This window comes from Maribacter algicola (assembly GCF_003933245.1).
GTDB lineage: Bacteria > Bacteroidota > Bacteroidia > Flavobacteriales > Flavobacteriaceae > Maribacter > Maribacter algicola.
In genome coordinates this window covers 782,523-799,894 of sequence record NZ_QUSX01000001.1, presented here as the reverse complement: position 1 = coordinate 799,894, position 17,372 = coordinate 782,523, and the positions used below count along the sequence as shown (strand labels likewise).

9 protein-coding genes are annotated in these 17,372 nt (G+C 39.6%); 6 read left to right on the top strand and 3 right to left on the bottom strand.

The annotated features are described in order from the left end of the window. Positions 1–87 precede the first annotated feature (87 nt). From DZC72_RS03285 to DZC72_RS03275, 3 genes are read right to left on the bottom strand one after another with little or no spacing between them, the layout of a single operon-like run. Positions 88–3,375: a glycosyl hydrolase gene (locus DZC72_RS03285; RefSeq protein ID WP_125221459.1), complete on the bottom strand. Its 3,288-nt coding sequence runs from the start codon at positions 3,373–3,375 to the stop codon at positions 88–90. After that, positions 3,362–4,795, bottom strand: coding sequence for a sulfatase family protein (locus tag DZC72_RS03280; RefSeq protein WP_125221458.1), 1,434 nt, complete (start codon positions 4,793–4,795; stop codon positions 3,362–3,364). Before DZC72_RS03280 ends, DZC72_RS03285 begins: the two co-directional genes overlap by 14 nt. Before the next feature lie 51 nt (positions 4,796–4,846). Further along, the gene (locus DZC72_RS03275) at positions 4,847–6,454 is read right to left on the bottom strand and encodes an arylsulfatase (RefSeq protein WP_125221457.1); all 1,608 of its coding nucleotides are present in this window, start codon (positions 6,452–6,454) and stop codon (positions 4,847–4,849) included. A gap of 513 nt (positions 6,455–6,967) precedes the next feature. Between DZC72_RS03275 and DZC72_RS03270 the strand changes: the two genes are divergently transcribed. The 6 genes from DZC72_RS03270 (at position 6,968) to DZC72_RS03245 (ending at position 17,141) form a co-directional block, all read left to right on the top strand. Beyond that, entirely contained in the window at positions 6,968–9,613 is a 2,646-nt protein-coding gene (locus DZC72_RS03270; protein WP_165869265.1) for a hypothetical protein, read from the top strand. 246 nt (positions 9,614–9,859) lie between these two features. Further along, positions 9,860–12,700, top strand: a complete 2,841-nt coding sequence (locus DZC72_RS03265; RefSeq protein ID WP_165869264.1) for an alpha-L-rhamnosidase — start codon at positions 9,860–9,862, stop codon at positions 12,698–12,700. A 191-nt stretch (positions 12,701–12,891) separates the two neighbouring features. Further along, a complete protein-coding gene (locus DZC72_RS03260) occupies positions 12,892–13,824 on the top strand; it encodes a 3-keto-disaccharide hydrolase (protein WP_125221454.1) in 933 nt (310 codons plus the stop codon). Positions 13,825–13,962: 138 nt separating this feature from the next. After that, entirely contained in the window at positions 13,963–15,294 is a 1,332-nt protein-coding gene (locus DZC72_RS03255) for a Gfo/Idh/MocA family oxidoreductase (RefSeq protein WP_125221453.1), read from the top strand. A 36-nt stretch (positions 15,295–15,330) separates the two neighbouring features. Further along, the gene (locus DZC72_RS03250; RefSeq protein WP_262707260.1) at positions 15,331–16,125 is read left to right on the top strand and encodes an FAD:protein FMN transferase; all 795 of its coding nucleotides are present in this window, start codon (positions 15,331–15,333) and stop codon (positions 16,123–16,125) included. Positions 16,126–16,223: 98 nt separating this feature from the next. Beyond that, a complete protein-coding gene (locus tag DZC72_RS03245; protein ID WP_165869262.1) occupies positions 16,224–17,141 on the top strand; it encodes a 3-keto-disaccharide hydrolase in 918 nt (305 codons plus the stop codon). The last annotated feature ends 231 nt before the right edge of the window (positions 17,142–17,372 follow it).

Below are 17,372 nucleotides of genomic sequence, written 5' to 3'. Positions count from 1 at the left end.
TATTTTACTTTCCTTTAAAAATACTGATGGGACAGAATTGATCCATCCTGTCCCATGCTGTGATTAAAATTTTGGATGTTAATTTTTCTACTCTACCAGTCTTTTTATGGTCACTGGTCCCATGAGGCCAGAAGGTATCAGAGCTTCATCTTCAGTAATCCAATCATCTGTGACCCATGTGCTTTTTTCCTGGTCGGGCAGTTGGGCATCGCCGGTTAACCTATTGCGCCAGACATTTACAACTTCAACTTCTAGTTGATTTTCTCCTTCTTGGAGTACATCGCCAAGTTTTAAGACATGTGGAGGCATCCAAGAAGTGCCTATTTCAGTTCCATTGAGTTTTATGGAAGCCATCACACCAAGCTGACCTAAATCCAATAGGTATTCGGTTTTTTCTTCCTTGTTTATCTCAAACGTAGTAGAATAGGTAGCGGTGCCCGAGTAGTATTTTACTTTAGGATTTTCGCTTTGGGTCCAATCCATTAGATTATCCAATTGAATTGTTTCTTCTGGTCCAATGGTTTTATCTGAAAAATTTAGTTCCCAATTGGTATTGAGTTCCTGAACAACTTTGTTTTTTGGAAAGTTGGTTTGGTAAGCATCGGCTACAGCGTTATTTTCTTTACTGGTGAAAACAACAAACCAACTTTGTCCAGGCTGCAGGACCAATGGCACTTTGGTATGGTTTTTTGTTTGAGTGTATTCACTTAGATGCCTTATTGTACCTGTCATGGCATCCCACAACTGTGGTTTTAATCCTTTAACCCTAAAAGAAGGTGCAAACTCCAGTTTTTCATCACCCTGATTGGTCAAAAAGTAAATATCCATTCCAGGTAGGCTTCTATGGGTCCATAGCACGGGCACATCCGCATTTAAATCCACATCTTTTGGAATTTTTAGATGGGTCAGGGCAGAATCCAAAGCCATGTTCTGCAAAATGGTGCCATCGCCATACGTTTGTATTTTGCTTGAGGCATCTTGCCACATTTTTTGCGCCAAATTTTCAACCGTATTATCCGATTCTGGATAATTCTGTAGGCTTGGTGATTTTTCCGGATGACTGCCGTAGACTTTGCCTCCTTTACGAATAAGTGATTCTATTTTTTCGAGCAGTTCGGGCCGCATGGTATTAAGTGAGGGCAAAACCATCATTTTATATCGCATCCCGTTGGACAATACCAAGTCTCCATTTTCAACTTTCATATCATTTAAAATGACTTCGGCATTGATAAAATCATGGGAATATCCTTTAGGAATTTTCGGGTTTGTGGGGCCTGTCATCAAAGGAGTGTTCTCTCCAATGAAGTAACAGATATCCGCGGCATAGTTGCCTTGTTGCAGCAAATGCTGGCATCGGCGCAGGTAATCAAAATAGGCCTTGGATTTTTCGAACCAAGTATTGTGCCTGTTGAATTCTGTGCTGAACCAGGCATTGACACCCGGAACCCTTGCATCATCGGGTTGGTGTATGTAAAGATGCAATACAAAATGATTGATCCCTTCGGTATAGGACCAATCCCCCCTTTTCTTCAATAACGCCGGATGTCTTACATAACTTCTGTGTGCAGCTGTAAAAGCTTCGGCCGATACCATTGGCTTTCCGTAAATATGGGCAGCTGAAGACGCCGCCTTGCACTCAATATTTCCTAATGTCCCCTCATTCCAAAACTCTCCAGAAACCAAGCTGGATTGCCCACCGTACATTAAAAATTCTGAAGGAAAGCCCCAATGACCGTAGTTTTCAAGCCATAGTTTCAAGTTGTTCTCTTGGCTTACCTTTCTTAACCCTCCAACATATTCATAGGCTACTTTATCAGCAACCAGCCGTCTTACATCCCAAAGAAAACGTTCAGAGTCCTCAAGACTGTGAACGATTTTGCCTGTGTAAACCGGTAAAAAAGGAAGTGGGTCATAACCATAGGTACTCTCAAAGGTTTCCTCGAAATTATCGGTCCAGTTCTGTGAGCCCATTTCATAACTATCTGCTATGACATATTTAAAGGCACTTTTGTTTTCTTCAGGAATCTTGTCAATGAACTTGCCTATGAATTGTTCAAAATGAAAGCGCACAAGTTCTTCGCTCATTTTATCAATTTCATAACCTTTCCCTTGTGGTGCAGAAGGAGCATTCTTGGTTCCGGTAGGTGTCATTCCAAAGCGTTGAATGGTCCATTCCCCTTCAGGTGCATTCCAAGAAAGTGTTCCATCGGCCTCCATTTTATCAGTGACATTGATAACTTGGTCTTTGGCTATTTTTAGGGAGCTTTTATCAATGGCTTCTTGCTGTTCCCACAAATAACTATCCCATGATGGAAATGGTGTTGGATGCATTTTGCCCAAACTTTTCTCAGAATAGGCCTCAAGTCCCACAGCCTCCGAGAATACTATTTCGGATAGGTTCCAAGCTTCTATTTTGGCGTTTGGGTAGGTATTGGATTGGAATACGTTGCCCTCGGCCTTAAATTTTATTCGAAATTCCTTGGCTTGTGTTTCGGGCAGTGCAACCAATATTGGAGCATATCTATCTGGCCCCACATTGGGAGTCAATTTACTTCTGTCTATATCAAAAGACTTGATTTTGGTATAAGTCCCGTCCGTATTTGCATATACCTCGCACTTGGCCTTAAACTCATCAGTTGAGGGTATAAGTCGAAGACTTCTTGCAACAAAAGCTTCGTTGGCAGTAATATCGACTTGATAGTTTTCAACCGATTTTAAAAATCCGGCCACCGTTGTGGTATCCCTGTCTATGAGTTTATCTACATTTTTGATAGCTGGAGTAACATTGATTTTTGCATTACTGTTGGAAAGCGTTTTCACCTCGGATGCAATTGAAGGAAATGCAAGTACATAAGTGTCTTGGAACTCTGAGGTGGGTTTGGCCAGCTTTACCTTCACTTCTTTACCTCCTTTCACTTTGGCTTCAGAAAAGGTCATGTAGCGCATGGCCATTTCCGGTTTTACCCACGGCCCGCCTGATTGGCTCCACCCTGGACAGTTAAATGCACCTATGTCGACACCAAGACGTTTGCCCTCGTTTACGGCATGGACCATATGTCCCCACCAATCCTCACTCAACATGGGCACTTTACCGTCCTCTTCATCTGGATTGATATTTCCAATCAATGCGGCCCCAATACCCGCTTTTTTCATAGCTTCCAAGTCTTTTGTGATGCCTTCTTTTGAAATATCGTCACCTATCCAATACCAATAGCACCATAGGGTATTGTCATCCGTTGGCTGTGAAAAATCTTCTTGAAGCTTTGTGAAATTTAAAGACGGTTGTTCATTTGTAACTTCGCATGAAGTGAATAACAGTAACAGTACACAAAGTATGGGTAATGCTAATTGATATTTGCTTCTATTTTCTTTCATAATCAAGGGTTGTTTGTTTGGCCTCGTCTTTTAATCTGGTATAAATTCTACGCTGTTCTGTTAAAATGGTTTTGTAGTTTGGATCCTCGATCAGATTTTTTGTCTCGAACGGATCAAGTTTTAAATCATACAAGGTCTCATAGTTATGTTCAGTAAAATTCATATACGAAAAACCCTTGCTGACAACGCCTTCAACATTGGGCAGTTCAGGGCTCTGAAACACACTGTGTTCATAAAAAAAAGTACTTCTTTCAGACGAATCAAAATTATCACTGGTAAGGTCTAGACCTTGCATTTGCTTAGGGACCTGAACGCCAGCAAAACCAAGAATAGTTGGTGCAATGTCAATATTGAGCACAATATCTTTAATGTGCTTTCTAAGAATATCCATGTTGTTTCTTGGATCATAAAAAATCATGGGGATTCGGATTGATTCCTGATGACCATACCATTTTCCGGCAAGTCCATGCTCGCCCAAATACATACCATTATCGCTTGTGAAAATCACAATGGTATTATCTGCAATTCCCATTTGCTCAAGTTTCGCCCTCAAATCTCCAACTACCTTGTCAACCCCACTGATTAAGCGATAATAGTTTTTTACACTTTCTTGATACTTTTCTTCGGTTTCAAATCTCAATTTCCAACGTATTCGGGCAATGTTTTTTTCAGTTCGAAAAAAATCTGGAAAAGATTCCCAATACTTGCTTTGGGCCGTTTCCGGTTTTTTTATTGTTATGTCATTATATAGACTATCAAACTTCGGGTCTGGAATAAACTGTCTTGGGTCCCCATCCTCAGCATGTGGCGCCTTAAAGCTTACCGACAAACAAAACGGTTCTTCACCCTTTGTTGAATTTAAAAAACTGTTTATATGATTGGCGACCATTTGGGTGTGGTGCAGATAATTGCCTTTTTCGTCTTTGTTTTCATAGTTGGGTTGATGTTTCTCTTCGACTGCCCAAAAATCAAAGGACTCTTTTGGCTGGTCTTTAGGATTTCCTACACCGTACTTGCCAATAAACCCAATCTTGTATCCATTTTGTTTCAACAACAACGGATAAGTCTGATTTAAGGCTTCTTGCGAAAAACTGGTGTTAAAATCCTGTATGCCATGCATCAAAGAGTATTGGCCGCTCAAAATACTTGCTCTGCTTACAGCGCAAATAGAGGTGGTGACATAAGCATTTTCCATATGTACTCCATCTTGGGCCAAAGCGTCTATATTCGGGGTTTGGATGATGTGGTTTCCACTTGCTCCCAAAGCATCCCAACGTTGATCATCGGTAAGAAGGAATATTATATTTGGTTTTTGATCTTTTGTGGGATTAGGACCCTTCTTGCACGAAAATGATAATAGGAATGTGCACAGTGCAGTTGCTGCGTAACAAAGGTTTCTAAAGTTGAGTTTTTCGGGCATGTTTTTTCTATTTTTTCGGAAGGTTTTTGATTAAATCTGCACAGCCAACAGTTAATTTTTATCGATTGGATATTTTTGCTTTAAAGAGCGGGGCATGGCAGATGGCACATAAGGTTCACCAGAGCCTCGATCTCCTTGTGGTTTGTAATGCAGACTTTCATGTGTGCTCTCTGGCCTATAATCATCGTTGTTGCTTGTTCGTTTCCACCAAGACATCCACTTTTTCTCCAATTTTTGGACCATGTCTGGATGTTTACTGGCAAGGTCATGGGTTTCCAAAGGGTCTTTTTTTAAATCGTATAACTCCCATCCATTCCCATCAACTTCTACCAGCCCCCAGTTGTTGGTCCTTATGGCGCGGTTATCCATAAATTGAAAGAACATAGGTTCGTTTCTTTGCCAAGACTTGTTTTCTAGGATATTAATAAAAGATTGACCGGAAAAATCCTTGTTCTCCTTATCTCTTTTTGGTTCCTCTTGGGTTGCCAATTCAAGGAGGGTAGGGGCTATATCGACCACATGAAGCGGTTGTTGATTGGTCCTGTTGGTCTTTAAAATGCCTTTAGGCCAAAAGGCAATGGCACCGGTTTTTATACCTCCATTGTGCTGGCTGATTTTATAGAGGCGGTTTGGGGCCACACTTGCGTATGCCCATCCAGTGCCGGGCTGGTAATTGGAACCGACATCGCCTGGCAAAAGGTTTCTTTTGAGCATCTCATTATCCATGACCGAGAAAGAATCGGTCCCATTGTCGCTTAAAAATAGTACCAATGTATTGTCGAGAACGCCAGTTTCTTCCAAGACCCTGATGACTTTCCCAATACCTGAATCCATATGTTCCACCATGGCAGCAAACACCGACATTCTTAGGTCTTCCAAGTCTTTTTGGTCGGGGGACAATGTTTCCCAAAGCGGTAGGTTTTTTGGGTAACCAGGCAAAGGAACTTGCTTTTCAACAATGCCCAAATGCTTTTGTTTTCTAATTCGAGCGTCACGGATGCTCTCCCAGCCCTTAAGATATTGTCCCCTATACTTCATGATTTCTTCTTTTGGAGCCTGAAGGGGATTGTGTGGTGACTGATAACTCAGATAAAGGAAAAAAGGTTTGTCCTTTAGTTGAGAACTCTGTTTTATAAAGCTGGCCGCATGCTCTGAAAATGCATCGGTACTGTAAAAATTCTCCCCAAAATCGCTAAAAGGCTCATGATTCAATCTATAATCTGGGCTTCCCTCAAAATAGCTTGAATAACCTCCAAGAAAACCAAAAAAATAGTCAAAACCCTTTTCCATTGGATTTCCATCCAAATGCCATTTGCCAATGATTCCGGTGTGATAATTCCTTTTTTTAAGCATTTCGGCCAAATTTTCTCCTTTTTTAATGCCATAACCCGTTTCTGGCCACCATTTTCCTGTTAGGATTGAACTTCTCGAAATAACACACATACCAGCATTATTCATGTTGGCCAGCCTGACTCCATTGGCCGCCAAATTGTCAAGATGAGGTGTTTTTATTTCACTGCCGTAACAGCCAAGGTCACTGTAACCCAGATCATCTGCTAGGATTAGTATAATGTTGGGCCTTGTGGATTCTTGACCTAGGGAGGTCCAACAAAATAGGATTAATAGCAATAAAAGAAGAGGTTCACTTTTCTTGTACATTTTTATGTCAGATTTAGTGGCCAACAGCACTGTCGCGCCTTATTATGGTGGTAATAAAAGGACTAATCCAATTTTCTTCATCCTGCACAATACTGGTATTGTAAAGTTATGACCAAAATGAGCATACGTGGAAGTACAGGATACATTTAAACAGCATGAAACTTAAATTGAACCAGCGTAATTAGGGTAAATAAACTCTAAAGTTAGGGTTGGAACCAATATCGTCGTAATGGGTCAAATCGTCCTTTAGCGAGTTTTCCAAAAGATTTACCCAATAGGTATCTTATTTTAATTCAACACCCAACTAAAGGATACATGAATAATATTTTAATTCTTTTTTGCCTATTTCTTTTGATAATATAACAATGAGTTTTAAGTCACAAATATTTCTAAAATCCTTTCTATGTTATTGATTGGGCTTTATGTCCCAAGGGAAGGAACAACGCTTAAATGAATCTTTGACATATAGCACCATAAGCCATGATAAAATTAAAATCAGAATTTAATCAGGAAATGATACAATTCATCTCAAAACTTAGAACTGATGTATTCCTAAAAGTTTATTTGTTGCTTGCTTTGACATTTTCACTATCAGCCCAAAACTTGGTTGAACAATCTAAACTTAAAACCAATAAAGTTACAATTGTGGACCGAACGGGCATTTCAAATGATGCTGAACATGCTATGGCAGTAGGAAAAAGAGCTTTTTTTGATGCTGTTCAGAACTCTGGATCTACCATTGAACAAATAAACCATTGGACGCAAACCAATGAGCCGGTCTATCTTATTTTGGGTACTTTGCAAAATAGGGCTTTGTACAGTCTTGTATCAGATGAACCTCTTTTGAGGGAAGGTCAACCGGAAGGGGTCTTTTACCTTTGGCGCGAGATAGATGATCGTAAAGCGCTTATTATTGGTGGAACAGATGAAAAAGGTTTAATGTATGCCCTTACCGAAGTCGCCGAGCAAATAAAGTATGAAGGGGTTGAAGTATTAAATAGGATTAAAGACAACATTGAATTCCCAAAAAACTCCATTCGGGGTGTGGACAAGTTTTTGACTGATGAAAATGACGATTCTTGGTTCTTCTCTGAAGCCTATTGGAAGTATTATATAAATCAATTAGCGATTAATCGCTTCAATAGATTTACTCTGATTACAGGTTATAATGAAGGTAAGAATGAAGATTTTATGATACCTGTTTATCCCTACCTTGTTGATGTGGAAGGTTTTGAAGGTGTGCGACCCCAAAAAAAACTAGATAATTCCCCAGAGGACTATCTTAATCAACTGAGGCGTATTGGGGAGCTATGCCACTCGCATGGTATTGAATTTATTTTTGGAATGTGGGGACATGGAAGGAGTGCGGAATTAGTTGTTGGACTACCTGAGAATTCAGATGCCTATACCCAATACTGTGCAGATGGTATGCGAGAGCTTTTAAGAAAAGCTCCCGAGATAGATGGAATTCAATTAAGGGTAAACTATGAATCTGGTGTTGGCGGTTTTGGGGAAACGGCGGAACTTTTTTGGAAAAAGATTATTACGGGAATCGGAGATGTTTACAAAGAACGACAAGGGAAGCTCACTTTGGATTTAAGGGCCAAAGGGCTTACCCCACAAATACGGGATTGGGTTTTCGAAACAGGAATGGATTTGAACGTAACCAGCAAATACACATGGGAAGGTGTCGGCCTACCTTTCCATCCAACACAAATGCGCCAAGCAGAATTGTCAATGCTGAACAATATTGACAAACGTCAGCGGTACGGTTATGCGGATTTTCTTAACCATTCTCGTAATTATGATTTTATTTATAGACTTTGGGGCATAGGTACTACCAGAATTTTCACTTGGGCAGACCCTGACTATGTCAAAAGATTTTCACAATCGACCAATTTTGGGGATAGTAGAGGTTTTCAGGTCACCCCGCCTATGGCTAGAAAACAGAATACATGGGATATAATTAAAAATAAAGCTTTAACTTATTACCAATGGGAAGATCAGCGCTATTGGGCCTATTATCTATTGTTTGGAAGATTAGGGTATTCCTTCGAAACAGATCGGCAAGTGTGGGAAAGGGTATTCAGAGAGCATTATGGAGCCGCTTTCAACAACATCCTGAATGCCTACAGTTCTGCGGGAAAGGTATTGCCATTAATTACTTCGTCACATCTGACCGTACACCCTGCAAACTACAATTGGGCAGAAATGGAAAGTGGCGGAGCACTTTTTAGTAAGAACAATGCAAACCCCTTTCACCGAGAAAGAACTTACCAATCTGCAGAGCCAGGGGACCCAGGACTTTTTTATGGCATAGAGCCCTATGTGATTGACGTTTTGGATAAAAATGTTCAACCCAAGATCGGAATGGTGCAATTGGCAGCGTTTTATGAATACTTGGCAAATGACATTTTAGATAACTTGGAAGCGGTAAAAAAAGCTGATATTCCACAATCTTTTAAAAAGGAATATATGGCCAATGAAGTGGATTTGAAAATTACCGCTGCCTTGGCAGCGTATCACTCCAATAAAACAAGGGCCGCAACAGATTATGTTTTCTTTGAAAAAACACACAATAAAGGATATTTGGTTTCAAGTCTTGATCGAATGCACAAAGTCTTAAAGAATTGGAAAACCATTTTGGCCTTGACAGAAACTCTGTATCATCCAAACCCGAAATTCTTGCATGACAATGGCACATGGCATGATAGACTTGTCGAAATTGAAAAGGATATTATTGATTTGGAAGGGATTCTTGGTGACCAAGCCTATGGAGAGAAGTTGAGTCATTGGGATAAATTCAAGTTTTCGGAGGATCCAGTTAAGGCAGATCTGGAAGCTGTTGTTCCTAAAAATACAGGGTTGGGAAAAGAAGACCTAAACCTGACGTTGAAATCCTCAAGGAAATACCCCTCTGATCAACATCCAAAAGTCCATTACAGATTGGCAGATATGACTCTGGGACCATTTAAGCAATTGAAAATGGAATGGGATGGACAAAATTATGTTGCCCAGATACCAAAAAAGGAGTTTAGTGCAGATTATGACCTTCTAGTTTATTTCACGACAATTGAAAACGATGGGCTCGTACACCTATACCCAGGTATTTTTAGTGAACATACTGCCAGCCCATATTTTATCATCAGCAATAATTGAAGCCTTCACTTTATCCCGTGTATTGCTGATGTCTCAAAATATTTGTCCAAATTAACGGGCGCAGGGAAGTACAGGATACATTTAGAAAGTTGCAGCCTTATACTTGAAATGAAATTAAAGTAGAACTTAACTACGTTCAACTAAATCAAGTCTTATTTATTTCTATTGGATTTGATGTATTTGAGGTAGGATATTTTTAGTCAAAAAACCGCATCAAAGTTGTCAAAAATGCCAAATCACCGCTTTATGAAGAACACATTTTTTTTTATTTTTTCTCTTATACTTCTTGTTTCTTGTAAAAATAAAGGTACAGACAAGACAGGGATACAGATAGAAAAGGTATCCATTAACTACTTTAAAAATCCTTTAGGAATCGATGATTTGGCGCCCAGAATAAGTTGGGTAATGTCTTCCGAGGGTCGAAACAAAAAGCAATCGGCATATCAAATAAAGGTGGCTGATTCAAAAGAAGGCTTGGACGAAGAAAGCAGTCTTTTGTGGGATACAGATAAAACAATTTCCAGCCAAAATACTCATATTACATATGCCGGAAGCCCATTGCAATCGGGCCAAAGTTGTTATTTTAAAATTAGGGTTTGGGATGAAGATGATTCCGTATCCGATTGGAGTGAGGTAGGTTTTTGGACAATGGGGCTGTTGAACGAGGAAGATTGGAAGGCCAAATGGATTGGGTTTAAAACCAAGGACAACGACCCAAAAGATCCACTTCACCTACCTGCCCCACCTTATTTGCGAAAATCATTTTCTGTAGAAGGAGAGGTCAAAAGGGCTACGCTTTATGTAACCTCCTTAGGAGTTTTTGAGATGTCCTTGAATGGTGAAAAAATCGGCAATGACCTACTGACCCCCGGATGGTCAGACTATGACAAACGAATCTATTATAAGACCTATGATATCAGTGAAGATTTAGTACAAGGTACCAATGCAATGGGCGCCATTTTAGGTGATGGCTGGTATGCAGGGTATGTAGGCCCCAAAGAATTGTCCAATCCTAGAAACCGTGAGCTATATGGTCTGCATCCAGCATTATTCTGTCAATTGGAAGTCGAATATGAAGATGGGAAAAAAGAAACAATCATTTCGGACGAAAGTTGGAAAGCAAATGAAGGCCCTCTGCGTTATGCAGATCTTTTGATGGGGACCGGGTACAATGCCAATTTGGAATTTGATGGATGGGATACTGCCGATTATGATGACCAAAGTTGGGCCAATGTATATTTACATGAAGGTACCGAAGCTGCATTGGAAGCCTATCCAGGAAATAGCATCCAAGTGTATGACCAACTGGAGCCCATAGAAATTACGGAGCCAAATGAAGGTGTCTATATTTTTAATTTGGGACAGAATTTTGCTGGGCATGCCAAATTAAAGGTATCTGGAAATAAAAACGATACCATTGTAATCCGTTATGGTGAACGGCTTCATGATGATGGAAACTTGATGACGGAAAATCTCCGTTTTGCCAGGGCAACGGATACATATATTCTCAAAGGAGAGGGTACAGAAGAATGGGAACCTAAATTTACCTATCATGGATTTCAGTATGTAGAGGTTACTGGATTAAAGGGTAAGCCTGATAAAAATACAGTTACCGGAATCGCTTTTGGTTCATCCATTCCCATGGTCAGTGAATTCAATTCTTCAGACGAAACATTGAACCGTATGTTTGAGAATGTGATATGGACGCAGCGCTCCAACTTTATGGAGGTCCCTACAGATAGTCCACAGCGCGACGAACGTTTGGGTTGGTTGGGTGACGTACAGATATTTTCAAGATCGGCCCTTTACAATGCAACCCTTGGGGCATTCAATGCCAAGTGGTTTGCAGATGTGCGCGATGCACAGTACGATTTTGGAGCGTATTCCACATTTGCACCTAGACCTTATCCAGCATTGGTCTGGTATTCTCCTGGGTGGATGGAAGCAGGTGTAATGGTACCGTACAATACCTTTAAATTTTATAACGACACTAAAATTGTTGAAGATCATTATGCGTCTATGACCAGGTTTATGGATTACCATATCGAAAAAAGTGGTGAAACGGATTACTTCTATCCAGAGAATTCTTGGACAGAAGTAAATCCTAAAGGAGGATTTGGAGATTGGTTATCCATGACCGATAAAAATCTGGCGCATGACATCATGGCCTCGATGTATTATCAATATGCATTAAAAATAATGGCCGAGATGAGCACTGCGATTGGCAAGAATGAGAAGGCGGCATACTACAAAGAAGTGTATGATAAATCCATATCGGCTTTTATTGATCATTATATGGACGTTGAAGGAAAGTTTACCATAAGTGAAGATGCTTATGGTGATGGGAAAGGTTATTTCGAAGGTGAAAAAGGGTTTACGGGCCATACCCAATCGGCCTATGCAACTGCAATTTATTTTGATATACTGCCCGATACGCTAAAAGTTAAAGCTAAAAAACACTTAGTAGATCTTCTTGCAGAAAACGACAACCTCCCCTCATCCGGTATTTTGGGCATTCGTCAATTGTTGCCCGCGTTATCAGCTGTGGGACGTGGAGATTTAGCGTATCAGATTTTGTTGAAAAAGGATTATCCAAGTTGGGGTTTTCAGGTCAAGAATGGGGCCACGACCATTTGGGAACGCTGGAATAGCTACACGCCGGAAGCTGGTTTTAATGGAGAAATGAATGCTAAAATGAATTCTTTTAACCACTATGCCTTTGGAGCGTTTTCCCAGTTTCTTTTTGCTCAAATGGCCGGTATTGAAACCAAAGGTGCGGGTTTCAATAATATCATCATAAAGCCCGATTTGGGAAATCGTTCCTTATCCCATGTTAAAGGTGAATATGGGTCCATAAACGGTAAAATCATTTCTTCATGGTCAATAGAGGGGACATCTTTTTCAATGAAGGTTGAAGTGCCAGTAAACACCAATGCAATCATTTATGTGCCCTCAGTAGGAGATACACCGGTCATGGAAAACGGAGAAGGCATTGACTTGGAGACTATAAAATTTATTGAAGAGAAAGATGGATACAAGGTATACGAAATAGGGTCTGGAAGTTACTTTTTTGAGTCCAAAATATAGTGTTTGAAATAATCAGGAATCTCTTGCAAGGGAAATAGTTGTTCATTGGCCCTTATAGGATGAATCTGTCAGAAGTTTGAAACGGATTGGTATACTGTTAATTCGAGTCTGTTTAAAATTGTGGCTGAAAACGGGGTTTTTAAAATGTCCTATATATATAATACAAACCTATAGGTTGAAATTTTATTGGATTGATAGTAAGTAGACTTGAAAAGAAATATAACCAGATGGTTACAAAAAAATACATTTTGTCTGTAATGGTAATGAGCATGATTCTAATGTCCACAAACACATTCTGTCAAGGCGAAATGAACAGTAGTGTTAAAAATGATTGGAAAATTCTGTTGGATAAAGACCTAACGCACTGGGAGAAATTTATGGGTATTCCACATACTTCCGTAAAAAATCTTCCTGAGGGAACCTTTCAATCGGATAATTTTAAACGTTCGCCCTTGGGATTGAACAATGACCCAAAAAACGTTATTAGTACGATTGAGCAAGATGGTCAGCTCATTTTAGCTATTACTGGAGAAATTTTCGGATGTGTTTCCACCAAAGAGGAATTTGGCAACTACCATCTTTCCCTTGAGTTCAAGTGGGGTGAAAAGAAATGGCCACCTCGTCTGGATAAATTAAGAGACAGTGGTGTTCTATATCATTGCTTCGGAAATCATGGTGCCTTTGCAAATGCTTGGAAGGCATCCGTAGAATCACAGGTTCAAGAAGGCGATTGCGGTGATGTTTACCTGCTTGGCGGTGCAGATGGTAATCCAACTGCCTATGCAAAAACAATCAGCAATAAAGACCATAGTGGAAATACATGGGATCCAACGGGGGTGGATGGTATGCACAGTGGAAGGATTGTTAAAAAAGGGAATTTTGAAAAACCTAACGGGGAGTGGAATACCATGGAGATTTATGCAGTTGGCGATGAAGCGTTTCATTTAGTAAATGGTCATTTAGTTATGCATATCACTCAAATTAAACGTAATCAAATACCACTTGAAAGTGGTCACATTCAAATACAATCAGAAGGCGCTGAAATTTATTATCGAAACATTAAAATTCGAAACATTCACGAGTTTCCAAAAGAAGTGATTTCTGTTGAGCATCAGCCCGAATGATAAAAAAGTGATTTGAAATAGGAAAAAGGAAAACATAGATTGGTTTGATGCTATAGTCTTAAAAACAACTATTCTCATATATGTTTTTTGCGTATTCAGATTTAAACAATAGACATAAGTAATTATAAAACTAAGTACATGGAATCAAATAAGAGCAACTCAAGAAGACAGTTTATTCAAAAAACCGGAGTGGCCAGCATGGGTTTGGCATTTGGCGCTCCCAGTATTTTTTCCCAGAATCCGCTTGTAAATTCTTCCTTAAATGATTTAAATTTTGGAATCATTGGTTTCGGCGGTAAGGGAGGTCATGCTTATAGTATATGTGCCCCTCTAACACATATTAAGTTCAAGGCGGTATGTGATATAAACCCAGTCAACAGGGCAAAAGCCAAGGAAGTCATGGGTAAGAAACACGACATTCGAGTTTATGAGGACTATGAGGAAATGATTGATAAAGAAAATCTGGATGCTGTAATTATAAATACACCAGATATGTGGCATGCCCGTCAATCTATACATTGTATGAAAAAAGGAGTTCATGTCTATTGTGAAAAGACCATGGCCTTTAATCAGGAGGAAGCTAAGGAAATGGTCAGGGTAATGAATGAGACGGGCATGAAACTACAAATTGGACATCAAAGAAGGTCCACTACAAATTATCTTGAAGCCCTTAAAATGGCCCATGAGAATAAACTATTTGGAAGGTTGACCAACGCCGTTGGGCAATGGAACAATTCAAGATATAGTAGAAGGGCATGGAAGAAACAAGAAATAGATGATGCCAAATTGGCTCAATATGGTTATGGCTCTTATGATGAATATGCAAATTGGCGATGTTTTAAAAGTGTAAGTAACGGTATCATCGCTGATCTTGGGGCCCATCAAATTGATATTTACAGTTGGTTTTTTAAAGCAAACCCTCATCGCATTATGATTGCCGGTTCGCGGGACTATTATCCGCTTTCATATACAGATCATGAAGATAATGTATTTGTAATATTTGACTATGAAACACCGCAAGGACCAGCCCGAGCATTTTACGAGGTAATTGCAAATTCAAGTGCTTTAGGTGTAACGGAAAGAATTATAGGTGATAAAGGAGCAGTTGTGTTAAGTTTAAATAGCAACAAAGTAACCCTTTACAAAGAAGATTCTGCTGACCAACAATTATGGGATAGTCTGGTATCCAATAACACATTGAAAAATATGGCGGACCAAGAAAAATTGAACCGTACCTATGTTGATGAGACAGCACCCCAGATTACGTATAAAATTAATGTGAAAGAAAAGTATAACGCATTTACGGCTCATATGTTAAACTTTACTGAGGCAATCATGGGCAATGAATCCCTTAATTGTGATGCGGCCGAAGCATATCGATGTGAACTACCCGTTTTTAAGATTGCAGAAGCTCTTAGAAACAACCAAGCAATCGTAAGCGTTAATGAAAGCGAATATGTAGTTTCTTAATTTGTGAGAGAAGTACATTCTTTTTGTTTTGAAGCCATGAATACCGAATTCGAGATTCGTGTGCCTAAAGATTGCCTTCCATTTGATCAGGCTAAAACCCTCTCAGTAGAAGTAATCGAAAGAGTGGAGTACATAGAGGATAGGCTTAGTCGATTCGTCCCATCAAGCGATATTTCGAACATCAATCATTTAGAGCCTGGAGACCATCATATTTTAGACCCTTATACTTTTGATTGCTTGAATAAAGCTACACAAGCACATCAGTTAACCTATGGTTATTTCAGTGTTCAGGCGGGGAGATTCGATGAAGAGCTACAACTGGGGCTGGGAGCTTATTTATTGCACGAAAAGGATGGGGCCATCAGTTGTCTTGAAAAAGGACGTTCTTTCGATCTGGGGGGGATTGGCAAAGGGTATTCTTTGGATTGTTTGACTGATATTTTTGAGTATTGGGAGCTAGCGGACTATTATGTAAGTGCCGGAAATAGTACGATACTAGTGAGAAATAAATCCTTACCGAGTTGGGACCTGAAAATTTCCCATTCCCATCACCATCAACTTGAACTGACCAATGTTGCCATAAGTGGCTCGGGAGATCGCAAAAATACACAGCACATTAAGAGGCCGAACAACGCCATGAGGGCAAATGAATCAATCGTGCCAACTTGGGTGCAATGTGAGTCGGCTGCATTTTCCGATGCTTTTTCAACGGCCTGTTCTCTCATGAACACAGAGCAAATTCAGAAAACAATTGACTTGGCACCCTTCAATATTATTGTATTTCAGGAACGTCAAGGCAAACTTTTAAAATATAATAAAAAGGAATTATGAAATATGTCCATGTTATACTCTTGCTTTTTCTTTTAAATACAATCCAGTTTAAGGTTTGTAGTCAGGATTTGTTCGACACTTCTCAAAAGTATCCTTTGATGGGACATTGGATTGGCCATTGGGAAAACCCTTCTATGGGATATGAAAAAATAATACCAAAATTAACTGCTGAGGTAATTCTACTGGACTCTACTAAGTATAAAATTAGAATTTTACCCGATTTGATGACCCGTGCAGAGCCTTATGCTGAATTCGAAACAATTACCCTTAACAAGGATAAAATCATTATTGATGAAAATGGATGGGAGATAAGTTTTTCAGAAGGGATATGTTCGGGGACTGCGCTCTTGTACAATAAAAAAACAACCTTTAAACTGTATAAATCGCAACTTACCTCTCCCACCCTTAATTTGAAACCACCTGCAGATGCCATTATGCTATTTGATGGGAGCAACTCCCAAAAGTGGCAGCACGCAGATGGTAAACCTATCACTTGGAGTATTACCACGAACGGGGAGCTTGAAACACGTTCTAAATTTTGGCAATCACAAGATGGAAAGAAAAACTTAAATGGAGGCGACATTGAAACAGTCGATTCTTATTCAGTGCCACTTCAGTTCCATATGGAGTTCAGATACCCGGTTGAACCAGGTAAATCAGGACAAGGATTGGGGAACAGCGGGCTTTTTTTTCTTCCTATAGGGGAAGTGCAAATCTTAAATAGTTTCGGAAGTAATGGGTATTGGAACGAATGTGGGGCAATATACAAAAGATTTCCTCCGATGGTAAATGCTGCCGCTCCACCACTTCAATGGCAGACGTATGACGTAGAAATACATGCGGACGAAAATTCAGACGACAAAATCTTTTTTTCATTAACTGTAAGGCTAAATGGGAAATTGATTCATAACCAGCTTCTTCTGCCAAACGAAAATCCTGATGAGGGAATAAAAATCAAGTTACAGGACCATATCAATAGACTTCAATTCAGGAATATATGGGTCAAGCAACTATAATTTAAAAAATTTAGGATGAAAGTTAACACGCAGAGAAATAAAACCCTGAAGGTGCAGGATGAAAATAGAAGGTTAAAATTATAGTTTCAAAATGTCGATATAAAGTAAATACCCCATCTACATTATTCAAAAGATTTTATGGATAATGAAATTGTAGAAATTTAAAATGAGAATCGGTTTATAGAATCGGCTCATTGGGGCTTATCTCAATTGACTGCTATTTATTATAAT